The organism is Streptomyces sp. NPDC088732 (assembly GCF_044751205.1).
Lineage (GTDB): Bacteria > Actinomycetota > Actinomycetes > Streptomycetales > Streptomycetaceae > Actinacidiphila.
The window spans coordinates 1-25,528 of sequence record NZ_JBIVLI010000031.1 but is presented as its reverse complement, the minus strand read 5'-3'; the positions used below and the strand labels follow the sequence as shown (position 1 = coordinate 25,528).

At 68.9% G+C, this 25,528-nt stretch carries 22 protein-coding genes and 1 pseudogene; 13 read left to right on the top strand and 10 right to left on the bottom strand.

Going from position 1 to position 25,528, the window contains the following annotated elements; genetic code table 11:
* Positions 1–244: 244 nt before the first annotated feature.
* The gene (locus tag ACIP9H_RS37050; protein WP_401590893.1) at positions 245–1,147 is read right to left on the bottom strand and encodes a PIG-L family deacetylase; all 903 of its coding nucleotides are present in this window, start codon (positions 1,145–1,147) and stop codon (positions 245–247) included.
* A gap of 183 nt (positions 1,148–1,330) precedes the next feature.
* Here ACIP9H_RS37050 and ACIP9H_RS37045 point away from each other — a divergent pair, with 183 nt between their 5' ends.
* The gene (locus tag ACIP9H_RS37045) at positions 1,331–2,785 is read left to right on the top strand and encodes an MFS transporter (protein WP_401590890.1); all 1,455 of its coding nucleotides are present in this window, start codon (positions 1,331–1,333) and stop codon (positions 2,783–2,785) included.
* 224 nt (positions 2,786–3,009) lie between these two features.
* Here ACIP9H_RS37045 and ACIP9H_RS37040 read toward each other — a convergent pair whose 3' ends face one another.
* Positions 3,010–3,426, bottom strand: coding sequence for a VOC family protein (locus tag ACIP9H_RS37040; RefSeq protein WP_401590887.1), 417 nt, complete (start codon positions 3,424–3,426; stop codon positions 3,010–3,012).
* A 175-nt stretch (positions 3,427–3,601) separates the two neighbouring features.
* Between ACIP9H_RS37040 and ACIP9H_RS37035 the strand changes: the two genes are divergently transcribed.
* On the top strand, positions 3,602–4,060 hold the full coding sequence (locus ACIP9H_RS37035) for a winged helix-turn-helix transcriptional regulator (RefSeq protein ID WP_401590884.1): 459 nt from the start codon (positions 3,602–3,604) through the stop codon (positions 4,058–4,060).
* Between the two features lie 676 nt (positions 4,061–4,736).
* Here ACIP9H_RS37035 and ACIP9H_RS37030 read toward each other — a convergent pair.
* The 4 genes and pseudogenes from ACIP9H_RS37030 to ACIP9H_RS37015 all read right to left on the bottom strand — a co-directional run bounded on the left by ACIP9H_RS37030 (position 4,737) and on the right by ACIP9H_RS37015 (position 9,256).
* Entirely contained in the window at positions 4,737–5,624 is an 888-nt protein-coding gene (locus tag ACIP9H_RS37030) for an NmrA family NAD(P)-binding protein (RefSeq protein WP_401590882.1), read from the bottom strand.
* A 433-nt stretch (positions 5,625–6,057) separates the two neighbouring features.
* Positions 6,058–6,687: a TetR/AcrR family transcriptional regulator gene (locus ACIP9H_RS37025; RefSeq protein WP_401590879.1), complete on the bottom strand. Its 630-nt coding sequence runs from the start codon at positions 6,685–6,687 to the stop codon at positions 6,058–6,060.
* Positions 6,688–6,984: 297 nt separating this feature from the next.
* Positions 6,985–7,642 (bottom strand): annotated as a pseudogene (locus ACIP9H_RS37020) (fasciclin domain-containing protein).
* Between the two features lie 72 nt (positions 7,643–7,714).
* On the bottom strand, positions 7,715–9,256 hold the full coding sequence (locus tag ACIP9H_RS37015) for a molybdopterin-dependent oxidoreductase (RefSeq protein WP_401591116.1): 1,542 nt from the start codon (positions 9,254–9,256) through the stop codon (positions 7,715–7,717).
* A gap of 174 nt (positions 9,257–9,430) precedes the next feature.
* Here ACIP9H_RS37015 and ACIP9H_RS37010 point away from each other — a divergent pair, with 174 nt between their 5' ends.
* On the top strand, positions 9,431–9,751 hold the full coding sequence (locus ACIP9H_RS37010) for a DMT family transporter (protein WP_401590873.1): 321 nt from the start codon (positions 9,431–9,433) through the stop codon (positions 9,749–9,751).
* A gap of 433 nt (positions 9,752–10,184) precedes the next feature.
* Here the strand turns inward: ACIP9H_RS37010 and ACIP9H_RS37005 are convergent, their stop codons facing one another.
* Entirely contained in the window at positions 10,185–13,043 is a 2,859-nt protein-coding gene (locus ACIP9H_RS37005; protein ID WP_401963384.1) for a TIGR03767 family metallophosphoesterase, read from the bottom strand.
* 128 nt (positions 13,044–13,171) lie between these two features.
* Between ACIP9H_RS37005 and ACIP9H_RS37000 the strand changes: the two genes are divergently transcribed.
* The 3 genes from ACIP9H_RS37000 to ACIP9H_RS36990 all read left to right on the top strand — a co-directional run bounded on the left by ACIP9H_RS37000 (position 13,172) and on the right by ACIP9H_RS36990 (position 14,955).
* The gene (locus ACIP9H_RS37000) at positions 13,172–13,795 is read left to right on the top strand and encodes a hypothetical protein (RefSeq protein ID WP_401590868.1); all 624 of its coding nucleotides are present in this window, start codon (positions 13,172–13,174) and stop codon (positions 13,793–13,795) included.
* A gap of 151 nt (positions 13,796–13,946) precedes the next feature.
* Positions 13,947–14,432 carry a VOC family protein gene (locus ACIP9H_RS36995; protein ID WP_401590866.1) on the top strand — a complete coding sequence of 162 codons (486 nt, stop codon included), beginning with the start codon at positions 13,947–13,949 and terminating at the stop codon, positions 14,430–14,432.
* 91 nt (positions 14,433–14,523) lie between these two features.
* A complete protein-coding gene (locus ACIP9H_RS36990; protein WP_401590863.1) occupies positions 14,524–14,955 on the top strand; it encodes a hypothetical protein in 432 nt (143 codons plus the stop codon).
* A gap of 25 nt (positions 14,956–14,980) precedes the next feature.
* On the opposite strand, the gene ACIP9H_RS36985 is transcribed toward ACIP9H_RS36990, so the two are convergent.
* Entirely contained in the window at positions 14,981–15,391 is a 411-nt protein-coding gene (locus ACIP9H_RS36985) for a hypothetical protein (RefSeq protein WP_401590861.1), read from the bottom strand.
* Positions 15,392–15,675: 284 nt separating this feature from the next.
* Here ACIP9H_RS36985 and ACIP9H_RS36980 point away from each other — a divergent pair, with 284 nt between their 5' ends.
* Complete coding sequence (locus ACIP9H_RS36980; protein ID WP_401590858.1) at positions 15,676–16,113, top strand: GMC oxidoreductase; 438 nt, start codon at positions 15,676–15,678, stop codon at positions 16,111–16,113.
* Between the two features lie 18 nt (positions 16,114–16,131).
* Here ACIP9H_RS36980 and ACIP9H_RS36975 read toward each other — a convergent pair whose 3' ends face one another.
* Positions 16,132–16,353 carry a hypothetical protein gene (locus tag ACIP9H_RS36975; RefSeq protein WP_360908072.1) on the bottom strand — a complete coding sequence of 74 codons (222 nt, stop codon included), beginning with the start codon at positions 16,351–16,353 and terminating at the stop codon, positions 16,132–16,134.
* 171 nt (positions 16,354–16,524) lie between these two features.
* Complete coding sequence (locus ACIP9H_RS36970; RefSeq protein WP_401590854.1) at positions 16,525–17,721, bottom strand: ROK family transcriptional regulator; 1,197 nt, start codon at positions 17,719–17,721, stop codon at positions 16,525–16,527.
* Between the two features lie 268 nt (positions 17,722–17,989).
* Between ACIP9H_RS36970 and mmsA the strand changes: the two genes are divergently transcribed.
* The 6 genes from mmsA to ACIP9H_RS36940 form a co-directional block, all read left to right on the top strand.
* A complete protein-coding gene (gene mmsA / locus ACIP9H_RS36965) occupies positions 17,990–19,537 on the top strand; it encodes a multiple monosaccharide ABC transporter ATP-binding protein (protein ID WP_401590851.1) in 1,548 nt (515 codons plus the stop codon).
* Positions 19,534–20,832: a multiple monosaccharide ABC transporter permease gene (gene mmsB / locus ACIP9H_RS36960; RefSeq protein ID WP_401590848.1), complete on the top strand. Its 1,299-nt coding sequence runs from the start codon at positions 19,534–19,536 to the stop codon at positions 20,830–20,832. Before mmsA ends, mmsB begins: the two co-directional genes overlap by 4 nt.
* Before the next feature lie 80 nt (positions 20,833–20,912).
* Complete coding sequence (locus tag ACIP9H_RS36955) at positions 20,913–22,028, top strand: substrate-binding domain-containing protein (protein ID WP_401590845.1); 1,116 nt, start codon at positions 20,913–20,915, stop codon at positions 22,026–22,028.
* A gap of 110 nt (positions 22,029–22,138) precedes the next feature.
* Positions 22,139–22,522 carry a VOC family protein gene (locus tag ACIP9H_RS36950; RefSeq protein WP_401590843.1) on the top strand — a complete coding sequence of 128 codons (384 nt, stop codon included), beginning with the start codon at positions 22,139–22,141 and terminating at the stop codon, positions 22,520–22,522.
* A gap of 133 nt (positions 22,523–22,655) precedes the next feature.
* Positions 22,656–23,084 carry a pyridoxamine 5'-phosphate oxidase family protein gene (locus ACIP9H_RS36945; RefSeq protein ID WP_401590840.1) on the top strand — a complete coding sequence of 143 codons (429 nt, stop codon included), beginning with the start codon at positions 22,656–22,658 and terminating at the stop codon, positions 23,082–23,084.
* A gap of 231 nt (positions 23,085–23,315) precedes the next feature.
* Positions 23,316–25,528 (top strand): phosphodiester glycosidase family protein (locus ACIP9H_RS36940; RefSeq protein WP_401963381.1); only part of this gene is annotated, 2,213 nt, incomplete at its 3' end.

Below are 25,528 nucleotides of genomic sequence, written 5' to 3'. Positions count from 1 at the left end.
CGCATCTGTCCCGCGCCGCGCATCAACCCTGGCGCGTCGGCCGCGCCGTGACGGGTCCTCCTCACGTCCAGGGAGCACGTCCGCTCCGAGTCCCACCGCACCGGAAGAGGAACACCACTCCAGATCGGCCCCGCACGTCGGGGAACCGCTCACGTCCGGCGAGGGGTGGCGACGCACTGACGTGTGGACGGCCGGACCGCCGCACAGGACGGCCCGACCGAAAGACCATGCTGCGCCGACGTGTTCAGCGGCCCTCGCGGATGCCCTCGAACAGGTCGCTCTCCTTCCTTCCGCCGCCCTTCCAGGACGGGTCCACCAGTACGTACTCCTCGACAGGATTCTCGTGCCCGCTGACGCTCAACACCCGCAACAGGGCGGCGGCATCCGCCTGGCCGGCATGCGCCGCGAGGGCACGCAGTTTGCGGTCCCAGAAGCCGGACACGTCCACGACCGTCGTGACGCTGCCATCGTCGACGCCGATCTCCAAGGGCGGCGTCCAGACACCGGCTCCGAGGGCCGCCTCCGCGCGGGTTCGCACTGCTTTGAGACGGGAGTGGGAAAGGGCGATGTAGTACAGCTTCGGCATGCGCCGGTGGGGAGATGCGCCGCTCTCGCCTTGAGGCGGATATCCGCCGGCCTCCCGAACGCGCCCGATCGCGGCGACGGTCAGTTCGTGCGTACGGACATGATCCGGGTGGTAGGTGAGGCCGTTGGGCGGATAGGTCACGATCACCTCCGGCCGGTACTCCCCCATCAGCGCTTCAAGTTGCCGGACGATCGGCTCGCCCTCGAGTCTGCTGAACGCGCGGGGATCGATGTCGTTCACGGACTCGTGCATGCCGGAGTCGGGGTAACCCAGTTCGATCACGTCGCTGATGCCCAGCGCGGCCTTGGACATCGCCAGTTCACGGGACCGCCGCGCGGCCACCTGCTTCGCCCGGTGGTCACGATGGCCGGTCCCGCGGCCGAGGGCATCGTCGCCCTGGCCGCCGTCGGTGCACGTCACGAGAACCGTTCGAAACCCTTCGGCGGCGTATCTCGCAAGAGTGCCGCCCGTCTGGCTTGCTTCATCGTCCGGGTGCGCGTGAACAACCATCAGCGTAGGCAGCCGGTTTTCCGGAGTTTTCAATTGCTTGGACCCTTCCACTCGGACAACAAAAAGACGCCGCGGACGCTGTGACTCGACACGGCCGTTACCGGACTTTCGGACGAACCCGGGCGGTCCGGTCACCACTCGATCCACGGCATTTCATGGTTGGACTTTCAAACCATACGTTGTTACGTTACCCGAGCACGCCGCAACTTCACAACAGACTAGGAGTGGTGAACGGTGATCAATGCAGAGCGAGCGCCTGCCGAGGAGAGTCCGATCCGGCCTCTCGGCGGATCTCCAGAAGAGGCACCTGCCGACAATCGACGGGCTCGTTGGGTGCTGGCCCTGGGCAGTCTCGGTGCCTTCGTGGTCTTCTTGGACACCACGATTGTGAACATCGCCTTCGAGACGATCAGTCACAGTTTCAACACCACAGCCGGACACCTGGCGTGGGTCCTCAACGCCTACAGCCTGGTATTCGCCGCCATGCTCATCCCGGCGGGTCGAGTGGCCGACCGGTACGGGCGCAAGAACATATTCATCGTGGGCATCGCGGGATTCGCGCTCATGAGCGCACTGTGCGGACTCGCGCCGAGTGCGGGCGTGTTGATCACGGCGCGCGCCCTGCAAGCGGTCTTCGCCGCACTCGTCGTTCCGTCTTCGCTGGCACTCGTCCTCCACGAGTTCCACGCGGCCCGTCGGCATGTCGCCATCGGCGTTTGGGGCGCGATGGCCGCCGCCGCGGCAGCGGTCGGCCCCACTCTTGGCGCGCTTCTCACCGAATACGCTTCCTGGCGCTGGATCTTCTTGGTCAACGTCCCGATCGCTGCGGTGATCGTGGCACTCGGCAGGCGCCTGCTCCATGAGTCCCGTGACCCGCATGCTTCAGGTATGCCCGACCCTCTCGGCGCGCTCCTTGTCGCTGTAATTCCCGCGCTTCTCAGCTTCTCCATCATCGAGGGCCCCTCTCGTGGATGGTCCGACGTCTGGGTGGTGGGCGGCTTCGTCGGAGCGGCTCTCGCGCTCCCCGCATTCCTGTGGCGGACTTCCAGGGCCGCACGTCCGGTGATGGACCTCACCCTTTTCAAGGAGCGTCAGTTCCGGGACATCAACATCGCAACCCTGTTGTTTTCCACCGCCTTCTTCGGCCTGCTGCTGGCCAACTTGATATTCCTCCAGACGGAATGGCATTACTCTGTGCTGCGTGCCGCGCTCGCAAGTTCCGCGGGGCCGATTGTTGTCACTGTCATCGCACGCTCCACGACCAAGCTCGCGGTCGTCGTAGGGCATCGGCGTGTACTGCTCGCCGGCGCTGTGACCTGGGCCCTCGGCTGCCTCGGTTTCGCCCTGTTCGTGGACGCGTCCCCGCATTGGGTCACTCACTGGCTGCCGTGGACCCTGCTCACCGGCGTCGGTATCGGCCTGACGCTGCCGGTGCAGTCCGGGGCCGCCGTAGCGAAGCTCCCTCCGGCACAGTTCGCCATTGGCTCCGCGATCAACTCGAGCTTCCGGCAACTGGGCGCGGTTCTGGGGGTGAGCATCTTCGTCGCGCTCCTGGGAACGTCCAAGCTGGGCCCAGCCGTGAGCAACTTCCAGCACATCTGGTGGGTGTTCGCCGCTCTCGGCCTTGCCGCAGGTGTCGTCCAGTCCCTGCCCCGCCTGCGAGCAGGTGCCGAACCCTCCGGGAACTGAGACTTCTGTGCTCGGTCCGTACTGAACGGGCCCACGTCTGACCATGGGACCGGGTGACTCAATGCAGCGCAGTGAAGCAACGCCGTATTGAGTCACCCGGCTGTTCGGGCCGAGGTCCCGGGCCGCAAGCAGGACAAAGGGCGTCCGCCGGCTCGTGTGTGACGACGAGCCTGGACGCCCTTTCGCCGGCAGTCGGTTGTTCCGTGAGCGCGAGTGCGCGAAGCTCAGGCGGCCGATTTCGCCGTCACGTTGAGCAGCCACGCTGTACCGAACCTGTCGACGCACTGTCCGTGCAGGGCGCCCCATGCGGACGTGGCGAACGGCACCGTGATCGTTCCGCCGTCGGAGAGCCTGCCCCAGTACTCAGTGAGGTCCGCCTCGTCACCGCCGAGCGCCACCGAGAAGGAACCGCCGGTCCTGCGCTCTTCCGAGGCCGGCGCGTCCGACCCCATGAGCACGACGCCTGCCGCTCCCTTGAGCATCGAGTGCGCGATCAGGTGCTCTTCCTCAGCGGCCTGAGCCCTGTGGAGATCCGCGAACGTGGCGATGTCCAGTGTGCCCCCGAAGATCGACTGGTAGAACTCCATCGCTTCGCGAGCGTTGCCGGCGAAGTTCAGGTAAGGAGTGACTCGAGCGGTCATGATCGTCCCCTTCGTTTGGTTTGCTTTTCAAACCGTAACAGTGGGACTCGACGGCCTTCAACAAGGCCGAGCAGTGCGAGGGGGCGGCAGCCCAGGTGGAAGTGCTTGCGCACTGCCTCCATGGCACCGACGGTGAACAGTTTGGTTCACAAACCGTAAATTGATAGAGTCAAACATGCCCGAAAATCCAGTAGTCCCCGGACGGCCTTGCGCAGCCGCCGCAACCCTGGAGCTGGTCGGTGACCGCTGGGCGTTGCTGATCGCCCGCGAGATCATGTTCGGCAACCGGCGGTTCAGTCAGATCGCCCGCAACACCGGCGCCCCCCGCGACCGCCTCGCCGCACGACTGAAATCCCTCGTGGCCAACGGCATCCTCGAAAAGAGCGAGTACCAGGCCACGCGGTTCGAGTACCACCTGACCCAGGCAGGCAAAGAGCTCTTCCCCCTGCTCATCAGCCTCCTGGCATGGGGGGACCGCTGGGCCGTCGAAGAGCCGCCCATGATCGTCGAACACCATGGCCATCAGGTCCAAGCCACGACCGTGTGCAGCGTCTGCGGGGAGACGATCGACGGGCGAGGCCTGCACTGGACCCCCAACACGCCCGGCTGGTCGATGTCAGGTCCCGAGGCGTAGTCCGTCCCTATTGCCGCGAAGTACCCGCGAAGGACGACCGGGCCGCCTCGCGCCAGGTAACTGGCCGACCATGCGAAGAGCTGCGCGCCACAGCGGTCGGCGTCTCTGGGCGGTGTACGACGTGTCCTCCGGAGCCGTCGAGGTCGTCGTTCCGCCCACCGCCGTCCCGACAGCCTGATCCGGGGTGTGCGGCACGGAGGGATTCCCCGACCGCGGCCACTCCCTCAGCATCGATCACGTATGGCGCGCCGTCGCCGAGTCCTCCCTCAAGTGGCTGCGGGGCATGGGGTTCTGACTGGCCGGGTGCGCAAGGTGGCGCCCCGAAGATGCACGGCGCCCGGACCGAAGTCTTCCCCGCGCCGTCAACACCGACGAACGTGAACGGGCTTCCAAACCCCTGGCATCAGAGCGGACATCACGCGCCGCATGCGTGTCGCCCCTGCGGCCGGCGCAGCCACGGGAGCTCTCGCCCTGATCGCAGGCGGCCTTCCCGGCGCTGCCGCACCGGTGGAGCAGACACCTCACGGTCCCGCCTGTCGTAGTGGTCCACGACGCCAGGGCCGGCGACCACCGCTGGGTCGCCGTCACCCAGCAATTGCAGCGCCACAGGCCCCGTCAAGATCACTCACCACGCCCCGCGGGGCGTCCGATACGGCGGCGCAAAGCGCTCCCGTCATCAGCCTGCTGCGGCCGCGTAGTCGAGTTCGAACAGCGAGCGGTGCTCGTTGAGGAAGTCCTCGACGGTCTGGAGGGGCCGCCCGGTGATGCGCGAGGCGGTGTCCGTGACCCCTGCCAGGCGGCCCTCCTGCTGGTCGATGGCGACCGCTTCGAAGTGCTTGAGCTTGGCGGTGTCATCCGGGATGCCGATCAGCTCCAGGAACGTCGTCACGGTGACCCGCTCGAAGGGAAGGTCGCGGCCCAGGACCCGGCTGACCTCGGCCGCGAGTTCCTCGTGGCTGTACTCGACCGGCCCGGTGAGGATCAGGGCCTGCCTGGCATACTCGGCGGGCTTGGTGAACAGCTTCGCCGCGGTCAGGGCGATGTCGCTGGCGGTGATCGGCGCGAAGCGGCTGTCGGCATCGAAGGGCATGGCGTAGCGGCCGTAGCGGATCAGTCCGGAGATGTAGAGCAGCCACTGCGTGAAGAAGGTGACGCGCAGGTGCGTCGTCGGTACTCCGGACCAATTGAAGACCTGCTCGGTCAGCCAGTGGTTCTGCGTCGCCTTGCTGCGTGCGTCGGGCCGCGACTGGATGTGCGACATGTTCACGATGTATTCGAGGTTCTGCTCCTTGGCGGCCTGCGCGAACATCACCGCCGCCTCCACCAGGCCCTCGCCGACGGGGTAGTTGAAGTAGGCGCGCTGCACGCCCTTCAGGGCCGCGCGAACGTCGCGGAGGGTGAGCAGATCGCCGATGACGACCTCAGCCCCCTTGTCCCGCAGCCGCTGGGCCCGCTCGTCATCACTGCGGACCATCGCCCGCACATGGAAACCCTCCTTGAGCAAGTGGTCCACCATCGGGCGGCCGGTATCACCGGCAGCGGTCGTGATCAGGATCGTGGTCATGCGTGCTTCCTCACTGTGTCACTGATGTCGATGGCCGAGGCCGGCCGGATGACGCCGCTACGTCCCCGAGGCCGCCTGATGCGGTCACTGCATGACCTTCGTCAGGTGGTCAGCCCCATGACGAAATAGATTACAACCATAATCCATTACGGGCAAACGATCGCTTTCGCGTCTCTGACCTGCACGTTTGTGGCCGCTTCAACAAACGCTGGGAAGGCGGAGGCGGGATCGAGGCAAGTCTTCGGCGCCGCATCGAGGACTGGCATCCGACGACCAGCTCACCCCCAAGGCCCCGGCCCCGACAGGACCGGGTGTCGCGGCAGCCGGCATCGTGCCGTCGCCACGCCACTGAGCGGTCACGGCATTCCGCGCGGCTCGCCGGATCCGCGACGAAGCCCCCGACGCACGCCCGCCGGAACCTTACGCCGGGTTTTCAGGCCTCACCGCGGGCGGGCGCCGCCGCCTCTGAGGAGTGGCCCCCCGGCAGACGGTCCCGGTCCAGGGACTGCGCGAGAGACGCGAGTGCCGCCTGCAGGATCTCGTCGGACATACCGGTGGACGACGTGGCGCGAGCCAGCAGGATCGCCCCGACCAAGGTGCACGTGGCGACAAGCCCGTCGTCCCCGTCCTCGGTCATCCAGTCGACGAACCGCCCCACACCATCCGCGTACACCTGCTGCGAGGAGACGTGCCCCTCGTGCGCCGCCCGCGCCAGATCACCGGAAAACCCGGCTGAAGGACATCCCGCACCCGGGCTGTCACGGTGCTCCTGCGACAGATACTCCTCCACCAGGGCCCTGCGCGCCCCGGCCCGGTCGGCGCGCCTCTCATCCAGACCAGCCAGGTAGGCGTCCCTGTCGGCGAACGCCAGCGCCGCTGCCTCGGTCACCAGAGCGTCCTTGGACGCGAACTGCTTGTAGAACCCGCCATGCGTCAGCCCCGCGGACTTCATCAGATCCACCACACTGACGCCCTGCACGCCGCGCTCCCGGAACAACCGAGCAGCCACAGCGACGACACCGGCCCGGTTCCCCTCGGCCTGAGCCTTCGAAACGCGGCCCATGCGAGCACCCACCTTTCTTTTAAATGTCAAGCGACATCTATCATACGTCCCCGTGCGGGGTACGGAAGGCCGCACAGCGCTCACCCAGTGGACAGGGTTGCCGTCAGGACCGTCGGTGAGCCGGAAACCGTGACTCAGGGACACCGGTCCGTGACGGTTGGTCCTTGACGGCGATCTCGCCGCCAGGCCTGCCCGGACGCACGTCGATCAGGTCGTAGTTGAACCGCTCTCCCTCGCCTGTCTTCTCGTACGCCTGGCCGGGCCCGCGCGTGGCGGGCCCGGCCAGGAGAGCAGTGCCTACTGGGGCATGAGGACGGTGTCGACGATGTAGACGGTGGCGTTCGACGTGCTGACGTTGCCGCACACCACGTGGGAGGAGTCGTTCACGGTGTAGTCCTCGCCGGACCCGGCCGTGGTGAGCTTGCCCTTCTCCAAGGTCTCGAAGGATCCGTTGGCCAGTTGGGCCGGGGTGAGCCGCTGCCCGACCACGTGATAGGTGAGGATCTTGGTCAGCGTGGCCTTGTCGTTCAGCACCTTGTCCAGGTCGGCCTTCGGGATCTTCGCGAACGCGTCGTTCGTGGGCGCGAACACCGTGATGTTCTGGGCGTTGTTGAGCGTGTCGACCAGGCCGGCCTTCTTCACCGCGGCCACCAGTGTGGAGAGCACCGGGTTGTTCGAGGCGGCCGTGGCCACCGGGTCCTGAGCCATTCCGTCGAAGCTGCCCGCGCCGTCCTTGGGCACCGCGGAACAGGCCGCACCGAACGGCTTGTCCATGGCCATCGGGTCGCCGGGGCTCTGGTTGGCGGCCGTCGTCGGCCGGGCCGGAAGACGCCGTCATGGACGAGGCGTCGGAAGCCTTGTCCTGGTTGTCGCCGCCGCAGGCGGTCAGGACCAGCGGCAGGACGGCGGCAACGGCCACGGCGATCGCGGCACGGCGCAGGTGCAGGGTGTTCATCAGGGATTCTCCTTGATTGTTAGGGAGGGGAAGGCGGGGAGTGCCCGCCGGAGGTGGAGTCGGTGAGCCGGGTCAGTCCACGGTGATCACCACCGAGTGCCGGCCGCTGGCGCCGTCGGGGACGGTCCGCGTTCGCAGGGCGGTCTGGACCACTCCGGTGCCGTCGGTGGCTCGTGTGGTCAAGGTGTGCGGGCCGGGCGTGGCCTCCCAGGAGAAGGACCACTGCCGCCAGGTGTCGGTGGTGACCTGGGCGGCGAGGCGGGCGTCCCGCCACGGGCCGTCGTCGACGCGGACCTCGACGCGCTCGATGCCGCGGTGCTGGGCCCAGGCGACACCCGCGACCACGATGGTCCCGGCTTTCGGGCGGGCGAACGGCTTGGGAGTGTCGATGCGGGACTGCGTCTTGACCGGGGCCTCACGCGCCCACTCGCGCCTGACCCAGTAGGGGTCGTAGGCGGCGAAGGTCGTGAGTTCGAGATCCTCGATCCACTTGCACGCCGAGACGTATCCGTACAGGCCGGGAACGACCATGCGGACGGGGAAGCCGTGTGCCAGCGGCAGGGGTTCGCCGTTCATGCCGACCGCGAGCAGCGCGTCGCGCCCGTCCATGACCTCTTCGACGGGCGTCCCGATCGTCATGCCGTCCACCGAGCGGGAGACCAGCTGGTCCGCCGGGCCGCCCCGCGAGGGCGGCCGCACGCCGGCCTCGCGCAGCACGTCGGCGAGGCGCACGCCCAGCCAGCGGGCGTTCCCCACGTACGGGCCGCCGACCTCGTTCGAGACGCACGTCAACGTGATGTCCCGCTCGACCAGTTCACGGCGCAGCAGATCCCGGAAGCCGAGATCCAACGGCCGGGTGACCCCGGTCCCGTGGACGCGCAGTCGCCACCGCGTCGCGTCGACCTTCGGGACCACCAGCGCGGTGTCCACCCGGTAGAAATCGGCGTTCGGTGTGACGAGTGGGCTGATCCCGCGGATCCGCAGTGCCGCACCACGCGGCAACGAACGAGCGGGCGACCCCGGCAACGGCAGCCGGACAGCGGCGCGGGAGGCTACTGCCTCCTTGCCGGAGGAGGAGGCCAGGGCGCGTCCCAGTGCTCCGGCCGCGGCGGACCCCGCGGCCGCCGAAGCCGCGGCCAGCAGGAAGCGGCGGCGGTCGCCGGCCGCACGCGACTCCGCTTCGCTGACGGGCGTACCGACCCGCGTCAGGCGACCGGTCAGGAGCCACAGCACGGCCGCACCGGCCAGCCCGCCCGCCAGGGACGGCAATACATCGATGGCTCCGGCGGAGTCCGGCCGGCTCAGCGCTGCCGCCGCTCCCACCCCGCCGAAGACGAGCACACCCGCCGCGCCCGCGCGCCGGTGCCGCACGGCCAGCAGGCCCAGCACGGCTGCCAGCAATCCGAGCACGGCGAGAATGCCGAATTGCAGCACCAGCTTGTCGTGCGTGCCGAACGAGCGGATCGCCCAGTCCTTCACGGCCGCCGGCGTGCGATCGATCGCCGCACCGCCCACCGCGACCACCGGGCTTGCCTCCGGCCGCAGCACACCCGCCATCAACTCCGCCGCCGCCAGTGCGGCACCGGCGGTCAACAGCCCGCACAGTGCGCCCATGGCACTGCCCGTCAGTCGCCGCCTGCTCAAGATCTGCACGCCGGTGATTCGTCATGCCTGCGGCCCGGGATTGGTGACCTCACCCGTACGAGTGACCCGGGCCGCGCGGTACACCCGAAACCTGCGGTGCGGCCAGGAAAGCAGGCGATCCCCGCACAGGGGGGTCCCCGGGAGGTGCTGCCCCTGCCGCTTCACCTGGCCCTGATGTGCGGCGTGTTCGCCTTCCTCGCCCAGACCTGGGCTGTGCAGCGCACCTCGGCGAACCGGGCCAGTCTGCTGCTCGGCACGGAGCCCGTCCGGGCGGTGGTGTTCCGCACTGCCCTGGGCGGTGAGCGGCTCTCCGCGGTCACGGCCTCGGGACCGCGCTCATGGTCGTCGGCACGTACTGGGGGACAGTCCGGCGAACGCGCGCGCCGCGTCGGCAACGGACCCAAGGATCCGCGCTGTCCGAAGAAGGAGACCTCATGGCCGACCACGGCCCCTACGAACGTCTGATCGGCCTGCTCGACAGTGCCGGGACCCGATACAAGCTCCTGGACCACGCGCCGGAGGGCGGCACCGGGGCCGTCAGCGCACTGCGGGGGCATCCCGTGCCGGAGGCGGCGAAGTGCCTGGTGCCCAGCGTCAGGATTGGCAGGAAGGTCACGCGCCATGTGCCGGTGGTCGTCCCGGGCGACCGGCGGGTGGATCCCGACGCGGTCCGCGCCCTGTTCTCGGCTCGCTACGTCGGCTTCTGCGACGCGGAGAGGGCCGAGCAGCCGGCGCACGCCGTGTCCGGCCGTGTCTGTACTTCGACGCCGCCCGCCTCGGTCGCTCGCACACGCATCGCCGGCCCCGTCGCGGCTGACGCACGGGTCCTGACTCCGGCCCCCGCCGCTGGGCGGGGGCCGGCACCCCTGGGTTCAGACAGCAGGACGGGACGGGCCCGTCACAGGCCGGTGAGGGTGTGGGTGGGGCGCAGCGTGAACTGGCAGGACTCCCAGGGCGACCAGGTCGTGCTGTTGGGGTCGCTCTGCCTGCTGCGGTACAGCATGCCCGTGTCGTCGACGGCGAACATCTCGATCCGCCCCGGTCCGCTGCGTTCTGCGCAGACGTGCCGCATCCGCAGCGTGGTGGTGCCGAGCTGCGTCGGGACCAGGGCCCAGGGCTGCCACGTACCGCTGCCGGGCGCAGTCTCGAACCGGTGCCAGAGCTGCCCGTCGGGGTTGGTGCCGACGATCACCAGGCGTCCGTCGAGGTTGCGGGCCATGTCGACGGAGTCGAGGATGCCGTCGAGCGGGAAGACCCCGCCCCACTCGCTCTCCGTCTGGGCGTTGGCGATGTTCATCTTGCGCTGGATGAGCAGACCGTCCTCCTTGATGGCGATCAGCACGGCGCGGCCGTCGGCGCCGGTCTCGACGGCGAGCTGGATGGCGGTGCCGCCGAGCTGGGTCCACGGGGTGAACCAGCCGTTGGAGGGGGTGTCGTCGTTCAGGAAGTCCTGCCAGCGGTGGCGGATGGTGTTGTCGCCGCGGGTCGCGTAGACCTGCATGCCGCCCCACTGGTCCTGGACGGCGGTCGCCGAGGTGAACGCGGCGTCGAACTGCTGGGGGGCGGTGTAGGCGCCGCTGCCCGCGCTGGTCTGCGCGCGGCGGCTGACGGATCCGTTCTGGTCGATGGCGAACACCTCGACCCGGCCGTCCTGGTGGCCGGAGGCGGTGACGGACTGCCACCCCGGTCCGCTCGCGAGCTTCGTCCACGGCTGCAGGTCGCCGGCGGCGGTCGCCTGGCTGGTGTTCCAGAGGTTGCCCTGGGCGTCCGTGCCGAACAGTTCCAGACGCCCGTCCTTGTTGCGTGCCGCGGCGATCGGGGAGCCCAGCGGGTGCGGGGCGTGCAGCGGGAAGGGGGCCGGCAGGAGCAGTTGCGTGTTGCGGTCCTGGTTGACGCCCATGCGCCGGGTGATGCCGTGGCTCACCTCCTGCGGGTCGTTGGTGGCCAGCTCCCGTGCCAGGGAGGCCAGTTGTGCGGGGGTGCTGGTGTCGCCGCCGAAGGACAGGGGCGCGGCGGGGTCGACCATGGTGGTGAAGATCGAGATGGTGGCGGGCCCGGCGGCCGAGCCGAACTCCCCCGCGTTCTGCGCGTCGGGGCTGGCCATGATCTCGATGATGCGGCTCTGGATCGGCCAGTCGATGTGGGAGGCCGTGGAGATCTCCCAGAAGCCGCCGGAGATCGGGCTGCCCGCGGGCGTGGGGTGCGGGACGATCTTGTTGGCGTGGGTGTGCCCGTTGACCAGGGCGATGACGTTCGGGTAGCGCAGCAGCAGCGCCTTCAGCTCGTCGCCGGTGTGCCGGTCCCCGAAGATGCCGCCGAAGATGCCGTCGTCGAGGTTGTCCATGGTGTTCAGCGTGTGGTGGCAGAACAGGACGTACATCTTGTCCTGCACACCGGTCTGCGTGACGATGCGGTTCCTGGTGTCGATGTAGCGCGAGCTGTTGGCTCGCAGCTGCTGCTCCAGCCAGTCGAGCTGGTCGGTGTCGATCGAGCCGCCCGCGGCACCGGAGCCGAAGCCGTCGGTGTTGGTGTTGGTGTTGGTGGAGTCGAGGGTGATGTAGCGGATCAGGTCGCCGGAGCCGGAAGGGATCGCGTAGTAGGCCTTGTCGATGCCGACGCCCTGGAAGCCGTGGCCGACCGGCAGGCCGGCGGTGTTGAAGTGGTCCTGGATGAAGGCCTTGCGGGTCAGCAGCCGCCGGTTGGGGTCCGGGACGACCCGGGTGCCCTCCAGGTCCCAGGCGACCATCAGCTTGCCGAAGGTGCCGAGGTCGTCGTAGTCGTCCGGCAGGTCCGCGGAGGTGCCGGTGGTCTTGGACGAGCCGACCGTCATGCCCCGCACGTCGACGAGGTTGTTGTCGATGGGCTCGTTGCCCTGCCACAGGCCGTCGTGGTTGCCGTACGCGGCGTACCAGGGCATGCCGAGGCCGTGGGAGACGAACGGCCTGCGGGCCGCTCCGACCACGCCGCTCGCGTCGAGCAGCCCCGGGACGTAGGGGAATCCGAGGCCGGAGGTGCCGGTGTACTGGTTGCCCGGCACCTGCGCCGGCGGCACGGACGGGTAGTAGTAGTGGTTGTCCGCCGGGCCGCCGCCGGTCAGGGCGCCGCTGGAGAAGCTCTGGTCCAGGCCGGTCTGGCCGGAGTCCGGCACGATGGTCTGGCCGCCGTCGAGGAGGTCGATGTACCAGCGGTTCTCGTTGTGCTGGCAGTTGTCGATCGCGTCGCCGGTGACGATGGTGAACTGCAGCGGCTTCTTGCTCCGCGGGCCCTTGCCGACGGCCGCGACGGCCTGGCACATGGCGTCCACGACCTGCGTCGACAGGAACTCATGGCCCCGGTAGGCCGAGTCGGTGGGGTACGAGGCGTAGTGCGGGGCGCCGTCGTCGGCGTAGCGGTCCATGAACTCCAGGCGGGCCGGAGACTGGTCGTCCACGATGTGCAGATCGGTCAGCTGGGCGAACGCGGCCAGTGCCATGGTCGGGGGGCCGAAGCGGTACCAGAGGTCGGTGCGGATGGTGTGCGGCTCCCCGGGGCCGGCGACCAGCCGCTGGTAGCCCGTGCCCGGCGCGTAGCTCGCCCGCTGCACCGTCTGGTCCCAGGTGGTGACCGCCCGCGCGTCCGATGCGGTGGCGGCGGCCGCCTTGCGGCCGCGTACCGAGGTGGCGGCCTCGGCGGCGGCACGGAAGCCGCCGGCGTCGATGGCCGCCGCCACCACGCCCACTCCGGTCGTCGTCAGTAGCCTTCTTCGCGAGATACCCACGCCGTGTCTCCCAGGAAAGGTCGAACTCGTCTCTCCCCCTGCGGCGTTCCATTGCGTTCCGCCGTGTTCCACGGGGAGACACGGGTGCCGCAGGTGCAACGGGCGCCGTGGTCTGGCAGGATCCGCGGGTGTCCGCATCCTTGTACGAATCCCATGTGACAGTGCGCTGCTCCGGCCCCGGCGAGTGGGGGCGGCTCGGGCGATGGGCGGCATCGCGTGATCTGAAGCTGACGCACATCGTGCTGGCACGCGGCAGGATGCGCGAGCAGCCCATGCTCACGCTGTCCGGTTCCCCGTCCTACGCCGAACAGGCCGCGCACGCGCGGGACGTCGTAGCGGGCCTTCGCGCGGACGGTTTCGCGCCGGTGCGGGTGAAGACCGAGTCCGCGCCATGGGCCGCGGAGGTGCCGGCGCTGCTCGACGGGGACGACGAACGGTACTTTGAGCACCACGTGAAGCTGCTGCTCGACGCGGACACAGACCTGGCCGCACTCGCGGCCCGGGTGGTGCCGCACGGCGCCCACCTGTCGTGGAACGCCCTGCGGGTGCGGGCCGGCGCACGGCACGAGCGGTTCGTGACGCAGCGGTGCCGCGACGTGGGCGCCGACGGGGCGGGGCGGGCCCTGGAGCGGCTGCTGACGGAGCTGGACGGGGCGGTGGTGCTGGGCGTGGAGCGGGAGTTCGTGCTCCACGACAGCGACCTCTCCGTGGACGACGGCTGGATCGAGCAGCCCGTGGGAGTACGGACATGAGCGGGACGGCGTGGGACGGGTTCGACTGGCGACGCACCGAGCTGCGTCCTAGCGTGCCCCGGGCGACGGTTGACCTCAACCGGACTCGAGTTTTTAGCCTGCTTCGACAGCCGCAGGAACCGGCCTGCGCTGTCTTCCAGGAAGGTCCTTTGTGACCGAGCGCTCAGACGGCAATGAGATCCCCGACCGCTACCGCTACGCCGTGATCCCGCACATCATGGTCGACGACGCCGCCGCGGCCGTCGACTTCTACCAGCGGGCGTTCGGCGCCCGTGAGGACGTCCGGGTCGACGCCCCGGGCGGCGGGATCCTGCACGCCGAGATCAGCATCGGTCGGTCGGTACTGATGCTGGGGGATGCCAGTACGGAGGAGGCGGAGGGTGCCTCCTTCACCGCACCGACCGCCCTCAACGGGGCAACGACGGTCACGCTGCACGTCTTCGTAACGGACGTCGACAGCCTCGCGGAACGCGCCGAAGCCGCCGGTGCCGTGATCCTCCAGCCGCCGACGGACATGTTCCACGGCGACCGCACCGTCGTCCTCCAGGACCCCTCGGGGCACATCTGGGTCTTCCTCACCCACGTCGAGGACGTCTCGGAGGAGGAACTGCGCCGCCGTCTCGCCGCCGCGGTGTGACGCATCACGGGTCCCTGTCCGGTGCTTCCCGCCGGGCAGGGGCGGTACCTTACGGAGCGTCAAAACCAGTGTCCGCGGCTAGGGTTCGGGCATGCCCCTGAGCCGCCTCATCCTGTCGTCCGGCCGGTCGATCGACCTCTCCGAGCTGCGGATCTCCGCAACCTACGACGGCCTGCTGGAGGGCCAACCGTCGCAGCATGTCAACGACTTCATCGTCAGCAGCCGCCTGCGTGTGGCCAAGGAGGCGTGTCCGGGGCGTCCCGTCCATCTGATCACCCCCGAACGCACCTACCCCGACACGCCCGTGCATCTGAGGCACCCGCTCGAACGGCTTCCCGCCGTCGTCTGCATCGGCGCCTTCGACTCGAGCGAGATCGACCCCGCCCACGACAACGGCTGGTACTCGTCCGCCCTCACGGTCGTCTGGTTCCAGGACACCACGGAAATCCCCTCCGGCAAGAACGCGCACCCGCAACTCCTGCGCCTTCCCTGGGACGAATTGGCCGAGGACTTCGAAGCCTGACACGATCGTGGTACGAGGGCTTGTTCTACAGGCCGACGCTCGTCACGAAGTCGGAGAAGGCAGGTGCGACGACCCGCCATTGGCACCGATCAGGATTCGTCCAGAAGTCACTGCCGACGACGCGCGGGTTCGAGTGGTCGGTACGGTAGTCGAGCGCCAAGGCGCCGTCGTCGCCGGGATTGCGGGTGATGGCGATCAGCACCGCCTGGTCGGCGTCGAGCCACGGCAGTTCGAGCGGGGCGGACGCATGGATTCCGCGCCCCACGCTGAAGTAGTCGGAGTGCGGATCGTCGGCGAGCAGGTCCAGGAATTGGGACGCGTACGTCATCTGCTCAGGGTTGCTCACGACGGCCAGCGAATCCTCGAACCACGGAACGGCCTTTGCCAGCACGGCATCGCCTGGGCTGCGCCACAGGTCGCAATCGATGAGAGACATCAGGAGTGCGGGCAGAGCAAGTCCGCGGACTGTCGCCGTCCCGGTAGGCCCCGACGTCACCACGGGACAGCACCACACTTTCGTTCAGTGAAGGCTTTCGGGCCCCCGGCGATTGGAAGGTACATTACGGAACATGTCGCTCCGCCCGAACGGGCGACAATAGCGGGAAGCTGTCGCCTCTCCCGCACGGGAGTCCGGCCGGATCCCGCGGCAGTGTCGCACATACCGGAGACCGAACAGATTGCGCGGCCGGGTCTGCCCCGTCCCGCGACGAAGGCCCCGGCGTGGTCGGGAATGTCGCGCTGCTCGCTCCCGAGAGCCGTGGGACCGTGCACGTGACCACGAGCGATCCCGATGTCCCGCCCTCGATCGACCCCGGCTGCCTGCGGGAGCCGGCCGACCGGCACGCCCTGGTCGCGGGCCTGCGCCGGCTCAAGGACATCTTCGAGACGCCCGCGATGCGGGCCCTGCTGGGCCCTTGTGCCCGGCCCGCTCCGGAGGAATGGGCGGACGACCGCGCGCTGCTGGAGTTCGCCACCCGCAACGCCGACCCGTACTGGCACCTGACCGGTACCGCGCGCATGGGCGCGAACGAACTGTCCGTCGCCGATGCCTCGGTGATGCCCACCGTCCCACGGGCCAATACCCAGGCCACGACGATCGCTGTCGCCGAACGAGCCGCCGACCTGCTCACGCGCACATGGCGCGCAGCCCAGGAGTAGCCGTGCGGCGCGCGCCCGTCACAGGGAGGTCATGATGCGCACCACGGCCTTGTCTCGGGCGTGTCCTTCGAGTGCGGCCCACTCGGCGACGTCCAGGGGCCACCACTTGTCCTCGTAGCCGATGACGACGTGGCGGCCGTCCTGCCGGACGGTGTGCCGGGGGTCGCCGGGAGCGGCGCTCGCGGCGACGACGGCCGCGGCGGAGGCGGCACTGCGGCACTTGAGTCGGGTCTCGGGCATGTCAGCGCTCCTGCGTCAGCCGTGTGCGACCGGCGCCGGTGGCCGGTCTGGCGCAAGAGAGTAGCCGCACTGGTGATCGTCTCGCTCCGAAAGCGCGTCTCCGACACAATCCGACCGTCCCCGACGTGAACCGACCGCCGATGCACGCGCGGCGGCACAGCCAGGCCGCCGTCACGCTGAGACGAGCTCCGACAGTTGCGGTGAGTACGCCGCGTGCAGGACCAGCGCGGCGCTGCCGACGACGGCGGCGTCCGTGCCCAGTGCGGAGGCGGCGACCTCCACGACGCGGATGTGCCGGGCGAGCGGCCGAGCGGCCAGGACGGAGGCAACGGCCTCGACGTAGCGCGACTCCACGTGCTGGATGCCCTGGCCGCCGAGGATGATGAGGTCGACGTCGATGAAGTTGGCGATGCTCACGGCGACCGAGGCGACGTGCCGCGCGGCCTCGTCGACGACGGCGGTCGCGACGGGGTCGCCGGCTCCCGCCGCGCGCTGGATCGCGGCGTGGTCCACCTGGGCCGGGTCCTGGTCGAACAAGCGCGCCAGCGCGCTGCCGCCGGTTCCGGACCGTGCGGCGAGTCTTCGGTGCGTCTCCGCGACGATCGCCGACGGGTTCACCAGACGTTCCAGGCAGCCCCGGTTGCCGCAGTAGCACTCGGGGCCGTCCGACAGGACGGTGGAGTGCCCGAACTCGCCCGCGTTGCGCGAACCGCCCCGGTACACCTGGTGGTTGAGGATCAGTCCGCCGCCGATGCCGGTGCCGAAGAAGAGGTAGGCGACGTTGGCGACGCCCTTGGCCCGGCCGGCCCAGCGCTCGCCGACGGCCGCGGCGGTGGCGTCGTTGTCGAGCGTCACCGGCAGGCCGGTGGCGTCGCCGAGCATCTGCTGAAGGGGCACCCGGGTCCAGTGCGCGAGCTGCGGCGGGGCGACGATCACGCCGGACTGCTGGTCGATGGGCCCGGGGGTGACCAGGCCGAGCCCGAGGACCTTGTCACGCGGCACCCCCGCCTTCGCGAGCACGTCGGCGACCAGTTCGGCCATGGCCGCCACCACGTGCGACGGATCGGTGCCGGGCGGGGTGGGGCGCCGTTTGACCACCAGCGGCCGGCCGAGCAGGTCGACGACGGAGCAGGTGAGTTCGAGCGGGTCGAGCACCAGCCCGACCGCGCTGCCGGCATCGGCGTTGACCCGCAGCGTGGTCCGCGGTTTGCCGCCGCCGGCGACCCGGCTGGCGCCGTCCTCGCGCACGATCTGCTCGTCGAGCAGGCGGCGCACGATGCCCGAGACGGTCTGCGGGGTGAGCCCGGTCCGCTGGGCGATCTCCACCCGGCTGATGCCGTCGGCGAGTTGGATCTGATCCAGGACCACCGCTCGGTTGTAGCGTCCGACCTTGGGAAGGTTTGTCCCTGCCTGCCGCACACGAGTTCCTCTCTCGAAGAGCCGCAACAATCGTAGTGGTACGGGGCGTTGACTTAGTAAAACAAATGGATTTAAAGTCCGTGCCCAGCCGTAACCGGCTGGAAGTGAAGGCACAGCGCAGTGTCATCGGAGGCAACCTGATGTCCACGAAACGTCGTGTCCCAGGCGCGGCGGAGCCACGCGACCGTGACGGTGCCCGCCGTACGGAGCTCCGCGCATGATCACGGACCGGATCCTGCTGGAGATGCGTTCCATCACCAAGACGTTCCCCGGCGTGACGGCCCTGGAGGACGTCAACCTGGTGGTGAGGGAAGGCGAGATCCACGCCATCTGCGGCGAGAACGGCGCCGGCAAGTCCACTTTGGTGAAGGTGCTCAGCGGGGTGCACCCGCACGGGACGTACGCGGGCGAGATCGTCTACCGGGGCGAGGCGGTCCGGTTCCCCGACATCCGGGCCAGCGAGCAGGCCGGCATCGTCATCATCCACCAGGAACTGGCGCTCGTGCCCGGCATGTCGATCACCGAGAACATCTTCCTCGGCAACGAACCGCGGCGGCGCGGCGGGATCGACTGGAAGGCCGCGCAGCGCCGGGCCCTGGAGCTGATGCAGCAGGTGGGTCTGCGGGAGGACCCGGACACGCTGGTCAAGGACATCGGTGTCGGCAAGCAGCAACTGGTCGAGATCGCCAAGGCCTTCGCCAAGGACGTGAAACTGCTCATCCTCGACGAGCCGACCGCGGCGCTCAACGAAACGGACTCCCGGCATCTGCTCGACCTGCTGCGCGGGTTCCGTGAGCAGGGCATCACCTCGATCATGATCTCCCACAAGCTGAACGAGATCGAGGCGGTGGCCGACACCATCACCATCCTGCGCGACGGCCGGACGATCGAGAGCCTGGACGTCCAGGCCGACGGCGTCAACGAGGACCGCATCGTGCGCGGCATGGTCGGCCGCGAGCTCGACAGCCGCTTCCCCGACCACACGCCCGACATCGGCGAGGTGTTCTTCGAGGTCCGCGACTGGACGGTACGGCACCCGGCCTCCGACGAACGGCTCGTCTGCAAGGGGTCCAGCTTCACCGTGCGGCGCGGCGAGATCGTCGGCTTCGCCGGGCTCATGGGCGCCGGGCGCACCGAGCTGGCCATGAGCCTGTTCGGCCGTTCGTACGGCACGTTCCTGTCCGGCCAGGTCTTCAAGGACGGCAGGCAGATCCATCTGAAGTCGGTGTCGGACGCCATCCGGCACGGCCTGGCGTACGTCAGCGAGGACCGCAAGACGATCGGCCTCAACCTGCTGGACGACGTCAAGACCTCGATGGTGGCGGCCAAGCTCTCCAAGGTCGCCCGCCGCCAGGTCGTCGACCCGGTCCGCGAGCACCGGGTCGCCGAGGAGTACCGCCAGAGCCTGCGGATCAAGACCCCCAGCGTCGACGAGGAGGTCGTGAAGCTCTCGGGCGGCAACCAGCAGAAGGTCGTCCTGGCCAAGTGGATGTTCACCGACCCGGACCTGCTGATCCTCGACGAGCCCACGCGGGGCATCGACGTGGGTGCCAAGTACGAGATCTACGGGATCATCCAGCGGCTCGTCGGCCAGGGCAAGGGCGTCATCGTCATCTCCTCGGAGCTGCCCGAGCTCATCGGACTGTGCGACCGCATCTACACCGTCTTCGAAGGCGCCGTCACCGGTGAGGTGACGCGCCGTGACGCGAACCCGGAACGCCTCATGAAACAGATGACCTCTACGAAGAAGACGCCGAGCCCATGAGCCGTATCACAGACCTTCAGAAGAACCTCTTCGGAGGCACGACCTCCAACGCCCGCCAGTTCGGCATGATCGCCACGCTGGTCGCGATCGTGCTGCTCTTCCAGATCTGGACGGGAGGGCTGACGCTGACCTCCGGCAATCTCATCGCCGTGGTCAGCCAGTACTCGTACATCCTGATCCTGGCCATCGGCATGCTGATGGTGATCGTCGCCGGGCACATCGACCTGTCGGTCGGCTCGGTGGCGGCCTTCACCGGGATCGTCGTCGCCAAGGCGATGCAGGAGTACTCGATCCCCTGGCCCCTGGGCATCCTGCTCGGCCTGCTCGTCGGCGCGGCGATCGGTGCCTGGCAGGGCTTCTGGGTCGCCTATGTGGGGGTGCCGGCGTTCATCGTCACCCTGGCCGGGATGCTCCTGTTCCGCGGCGGCAACCAGTTCATCGGCAACGCCGACACCGTGCCGGTCCCCGAGGGCTTCCGCGACATCGGCGCCGGGTTCCTGCCCGAGGTCGGGCCGGACACCGGCTACAACAACCTGACGCTGCTCCTCGGCCTGGCCGCCTGCGTGGGTGTGGTGTGGCGCGAGTGGCGGTCGCGGCAGACCCGCCGCGCGATGCACGCGGACGCCGCTCCGCTGTGGGTGACGGGGATACGGCTCGCCGTGATGCTCACCATCGTCATCTTCGCGACGCTGCGCTTCGCCGGCGGCCGGATCGGCACCAGCCTGCCCATCTCGGGCATCATCCTGATCGCCCTGGTGCTCGCGTACTCCTACTACACGCGCAACACGATCGGCGGCCGGCACATCTACGCCGTCGGCGGCAATTCGCGTGCGGCGGAACTGTCGGGCGTGAAGCTGCGGCGGGTCAACTTCCTCGTCATGACCAACATGTCCGTCCTGGCCGCGCTCGCCGGCATGATCTTCGTGGCGCGCTCGGCGGCGTCCGGTCCGCAGGACGGTCTGAGCTGGGAACTCGACGCCATCGCGGCCGTCTTCATCGGCGGCGCGGCGGTCACCGGAGGCCTCGGCACCATCAGCGGCTCCATCGTCGGCGGCCTCGTGATGGCGCTGCTCAACAACGGCCTCCAACTGGAGGGCGTCGGCTCGGACATGGTCCAGATCATCAAGGGCCTGGTGCTCCTCCTCGCCGTCGCCTTCGACGTCTACAGCAAGAGCCAGGGACGCTTCTCCATCATCGGGACGCTCACGCGCCCCTCGCGTTCCGGCGACACGAGCACGGCCGCCCAGTCGCCGAAGGCGGCCGCCGGTCCCGACAAGACCTCGGTCGCAGGATGACCGACCGGACACAACAGCAAGGTGCCGCATCCGCGGGGTGCACGACTCTTCCCCCATCGTCAGGAAAGGCTCATCCCACCATGCGTACAACCATCACCAGAGGTATCGCCGCGATCGGCGCCACCACGCTTCTGTTCCTGGGCACGGCCTGCTCCAACGACCGCGAGGGCTCCACGTCCGCCAAGGCCAGTGGTGAGGCCACGGCGGGGTTCGCGCAGGACTCGCTCGTCGGTGTCGCCCTCCCCTCGAAGACCTCGGAGAACTGGGTGCTCGCCGGCGACCTGTTCACCAACGGCCTCAAGGACGCGGGCTTCAAGGCCGACGTCCAGTACGCGGGTGCCTCCACCACCGTCGCGGACCAGCAGGCGCAGATCTCCTCGATGGTCACCAAGGGCGCGAAGGTGATCGTCATCGGCGCGACCGACGCCTCGCAGCTCTCCACCCAGGTCGAGCAGGCCCGGCAGGCCGGGGCCACCGTCATCGCCTACGACCGGCTCATCACGAACACCCCGGACGTCGACTACTACATCGCGTTCGACAACTTCAAGGTCGGCCAGTTGCAGGGCCAGGCCCTCATCGACGGCATGAAGGCGAAGAAGCCGAAGGGCCCCTGGACGATCGAGCTCTTCTCCGGCTCGCCGGACGACAACAACTCCAAGGTCTTCTTCGACGGCGCGATGGACGTCCTCAAGCCACTGATCGACAAGAAAGACATCGTTGTCGGGTCGGGCCAGACCGACATCAAGCAGACCGCCATCCAGGGCTGGAAGGCGGAGAACGCCCAGTCGCGCATGGACTCCCTGCTGACGTCGACGTACAACGGCGGCAAGAAGCTGGACGGCGTCCTGTCCCCGAACGACACCCTCGCCCGCGCGATCATCACCTCGGTGCAGGGCTCCGGCAAGCCGGTCCCGGTCGTCACCGGCCAGGACTCCGAGGTCGAGTCGGTCAAGTCCATCATGGCCGGAGTGCAGTACTCGACCATCAACAAGGACACCCGCAAGCTCGTCGCGGAGACCGTCAAGATGGTCCAGTCGCTGCAGAAGGGTGAGAAGCCGCAGATCAACGACACGAAGTCGTACAACAACGGCACCAAGGTGGTTCCGGCCTACCTGCTCCCGCCGATCATCGTCACCAAGGAGAACGCGGCCGAGGCGTACGCCAACGACCCCAAGCTGTCGCCGCTGACGAAGTAGTCCGCACCACCGTGGGGGCGGGGCCGGACGCGGCCCCGCCCCCACCGTGTACGCGGGCGACAAGCGGAACCCGGTGGCGTCCGGAGCGGAAGTCGGGAAGGCTGACGTACATGGTCTCGGTGGTGCAGAACGTGGCGATCGACTGTGCGGACGCCTATGAACTGGCTCTGTTCTGGAGCAGGGTGACCGGCCGTCCGCTGCATCCGGAGGACGGACCGGGCCATCGGGAGACCCAGGTCCTGCTGCCGGAGGGCCCGGTGCTGTACTTCAACCAGGTGCCCGAGCCCAAGCGGATCAAGAACCGGATCCATCTGTGCCTGCGTCCCGAGACCTCGCGCGACCAGGAGGTGGAACGCCTGCTGGCGATCGGCGCCGCCTTCGTCGCCGACCACCGCAATCCCGACGGCTCCGGCTGGGCCGTCCTCGCCGACCCCGAGGGCAATGAGTTCTGCGTCCTGCGCAGCGAGTCCGACCGGGCCGCGACGGATTCCTGAGGGCTCGTACCACGATATTGGCGTCGGCGGTGCGGCCGAACGCTCCGCGAGACGGTGGAAGACCGCCGACTGCCGACGGAACTTACTTGCGCTGCCCACCCGAACACCCGGTGGCCGGGCCTACAGTCGGGGCATGGAACTGTCACGTGAGGAACGCGAGAGTTTTCTGGCCGAACCGCGCGTCGCCGCGCTGGGCGTCGCAGCCGGCGCCGACCGCGGGCCGCTGGTGATCCCGATCTGGTACGCCTATGAGCCCGGCCGGCTGCCGTGGATCCTCACCGGCGCGCGCTCCGCGAAGATGAAGCTGATCGGGGCGGCGGGCCGGTTCAGCCTGCTGGTCCAGCGGACGGAGCCGACGCCCCGGTACGTGTCGGTCGAAGGACCGGTCGCCGACATCACGGAAGGCACCACCGCCCTGCACCGCGAGATGGCCGCCCGGTACCTCTCGGGTGACGCGCTTGAGCGGTTCGTGGCCATGGCCGAGGCGGAACTCGCCGATCATGTCGTGGTCCGCATGAGGCCGCAGCGCTGGTTCACCGCCGATCTGGGCTCGTCGGCGTAGCTGCGTCCCGCCGGCTGCCACACACCGCATGACCACGCTTTCTGAGGGGACGTCACCCGGGGCCCGGGAGACACAAGGCCACAACCAGGGTTCATTGGGCGATCGCGAAGACGTCATGTGTATTCCGCACTGAAAATCTCTAATCGGATCTGTACCCATGATCGACATGGGTGCAGCGGAGGCGTGCCTCCGTGTCCCTTCCGACGCGAGGTTCCCATGAAATTGATGGTCGTGAACCAACGGCGCTCGAGGTCTCTGCTCGTGGTGCTCGCCACGGCGACCGCGCTGGCGGCCGCACCGGCCGTGGCGTACGCGGACAGCACCGTGCCCGCGCCCGTCACCGGCGGCATCCCGCTGATCAACACGTCCGAGAAGATCGGCCCGGGGATCAACCTGCAGCACGTGCAGGCGCTCGACCAGAAGGGCTGGTACGACGCGCGGTTCCTGACGGTGGACCTGTCCAACAGCGCGGTCGACACGGACCTGCTGACCGCCGGACCGGTCGCGTCCGGCGGAGCGCTCACCGTGGCCGCCGACAAGGCGGGTGCCGTCGCGGGCGTCAACGGCGACTTCTACGACCTGGGCAACTCGACCGCGGCGCACGGTGCCGAGATCCAGAACGGGAAGCTGCTCAAGACCTCCAACCTCGGCGGCCCGGAGGCCGCCCAGGCGCAGCCGCACGTCGGCGTCAGCAAGGACGGCATCGCGCAGCTCGTGAACGCGATGGTCAACGCGTCCGCGACCTTCGCGGGCACGGACCACAAGCTGCTGTCGGTCAACGCCGCGGACCCCGAGCCGCACCCGGTTCCGGCCGACGGCATGGTCGCGTTCACCTCCACGTGGGGCACTTACAGCCGCAACCGCCCGTTCATCGGCGTGGACAGCGACCTCGCCGAGGTCCTCGTCCAGAATGACAAGGTTGTCAAGGTCACTCCGAACGGTCCCGCGGGCTCGGGAACGATCCCGGACGACGGCTTCTACCTGGTCGGACGCGACGCCTCGGCGGCCGCGATCCGCGCGCTGCAGCCCGGTGACCCGGTGAAGCTCAACTGGGAGCTGGCCGACCCGGTCGCCAAGACCATGAAGTTCGCGCTCGGCCACGGCGGCAATGCCGAGGGCATCATCGTCTCCAACGGCAAGCCCCGCGCCAACCTGGACACCTCGATCTCCCCGCGCACCTCCTTCGGTTTCAAGGACGGCGGGCACACGCTCGTGCTCGGCGAGTGGAACGGCCCCGGCGGCACCGGCAAGGGCGGCGTCGGGCTCGACAAGATGGCCCACGACATGGCCGCACTGGGTGTGCAGACCGCGGTCGTCCTCGACAGCGGCGGCTCCAGCGAGATGGTCGCCCGCCCGCTCGGCGAGGACCACGTGACCATTCGCAACACCCCGTCCGACGGCCAGGAGCGCAGCAACACCAACGGCGTCGGCGTGTTCGTGACGAAGGGCGACGGCAAGCTGAACCAGCTGCTCGTCAAGCCCGCGCCCGGCCAGACCGCGGCCGACGGTGAGGTGAAGGTCTTCCCCGGCCTGCACCGCACGCTCACCGCGGTCGGCGTCGACAACCACCAGACGCCGGTGACGGTCGACCCGTCCTCCGTGCAGTGGTCCGCACGCGAGGCGTCCGTCGACGGCGCCACGGTCACGGGCCCCCAGGCACACGGCCCGGTGACCATCGACGCGAAGTCCGGCAACGTCCAGGGGCACGCGACGGTCTCCGTCCTCGGCCCGCTGGCGAGCGTGGAGCCCTCCTCCCAGCTGCTGTCGATCGCCTCCCCCACCCCCGCCGACGCGACCACCGTCTCCGTGACCGGCCGCGACGCCGAGGGCTACACGGCCCCGATCGACCCGCAGGACCTCTCGCTCGACTACGACCACGACGTGGTCGACATCAAGTTCGTCGACGGCAAGCTGCGGATCACCCCGCTGGCCAACGCGAGCACGATCCTGAAGATCTCGGCCGGCGGCCAGACCGCCCAGCTGCCGATCACCATCGGTGTGCAGACCAAGACGGTCTACGACTTCGACGACGACGTGCTGGCCCGCTGGCGCAACAACAGCACCGCGGCCACGACGTTCTCGAAGGCCCCCGAGGGCCTGCGGATCGACTTCAACGCCATGCGCAACGTGGGCATCAGCACCACGACGCGCATCCCCGTGGAGGGCCAGCCGCTGCGTCTGCGGGTACGCATCAAATCCAGCATCAGCGTGCCCAACGGCCTGACGTACATGAACTACACCGACTCGTCGGGCAAGAGCGTCGGCATCTACGGCACCGGACTGGCCGCGAGCAGCGACTGGCAGTACGCGACGTTCCAGGTCCCCGCCGGTACGAAGTTCCCGATCTCGATCTCGAGCTTCCAGGGCATCAACACCAGCGTGGCGCAGCAGAAGGCGGGCTCGTTCGTCCTGGACCGGATCGAGGCGGACGTCCCGACCTCGAT

Bases quoted from the DNA above. Each gene is read 5' to 3' on its own strand.
- ACIP9H_RS37035 (WP_401590884.1), top strand. From the start codon at position 3,602: ATGCCCGAAAATCCAGTAGTCCCCGGACGGCCTTGCGCAGCCGCCGCA.
- ACIP9H_RS37040 (WP_401590887.1), bottom strand. From the start codon at position 3,426: ATGACCGCTCGAGTCACTCCTTACCTGAACTTCGCCGGCAACGCTCGC.
- ACIP9H_RS37025 (WP_401590879.1), bottom strand. From the start codon at position 6,687: ATGGGCCGCGTTTCGAAGGCTCAGGCCGAGGGGAACCGGGCCGGTGTC.
- ACIP9H_RS36955 (WP_401590845.1), top strand. From the start codon at position 20,913: ATGCGTACAACCATCACCAGAGGTATCGCCGCGATCGGCGCCACCACG.
- ACIP9H_RS37030 (WP_401590882.1), bottom strand. From the start codon at position 5,624: ATGACCACGATCCTGATCACGACCGCTGCCGGTGATACCGGCCGCCCG.
- ACIP9H_RS36950 (WP_401590843.1), top strand. From the start codon at position 22,139: ATGGTCTCGGTGGTGCAGAACGTGGCGATCGACTGTGCGGACGCCTAT.
- ACIP9H_RS36945 (WP_401590840.1), top strand. From the start codon at position 22,656: ATGGAACTGTCACGTGAGGAACGCGAGAGTTTTCTGGCCGAACCGCGC.
- mmsA (WP_401590851.1), top strand. From the start codon at position 17,990: ATGATCACGGACCGGATCCTGCTGGAGATGCGTTCCATCACCAAGACG.
- ACIP9H_RS36975 (WP_360908072.1), bottom strand. From the start codon at position 16,353: ATGCCCGAGACCCGACTCAAGTGCCGCAGTGCCGCCTCCGCCGCGGCC.
- ACIP9H_RS37015 (WP_401591116.1), bottom strand. From the start codon at position 9,256: ATGGGCGCACTGTGCGGGCTGTTGACCGCCGGTGCCGCACTGGCGGCG.
- ACIP9H_RS36990 (WP_401590863.1), top strand. From the start codon at position 14,524: ATGCCCCTGAGCCGCCTCATCCTGTCGTCCGGCCGGTCGATCGACCTC.
- ACIP9H_RS36985 (WP_401590861.1), bottom strand. From the start codon at position 15,391: ATGTCTCTCATCGATTGCGACCTGTGGCGCAGCCCAGGCGATGCCGTG.
- mmsB (WP_401590848.1), top strand. From the start codon at position 19,534: ATGAGCCGTATCACAGACCTTCAGAAGAACCTCTTCGGAGGCACGACC.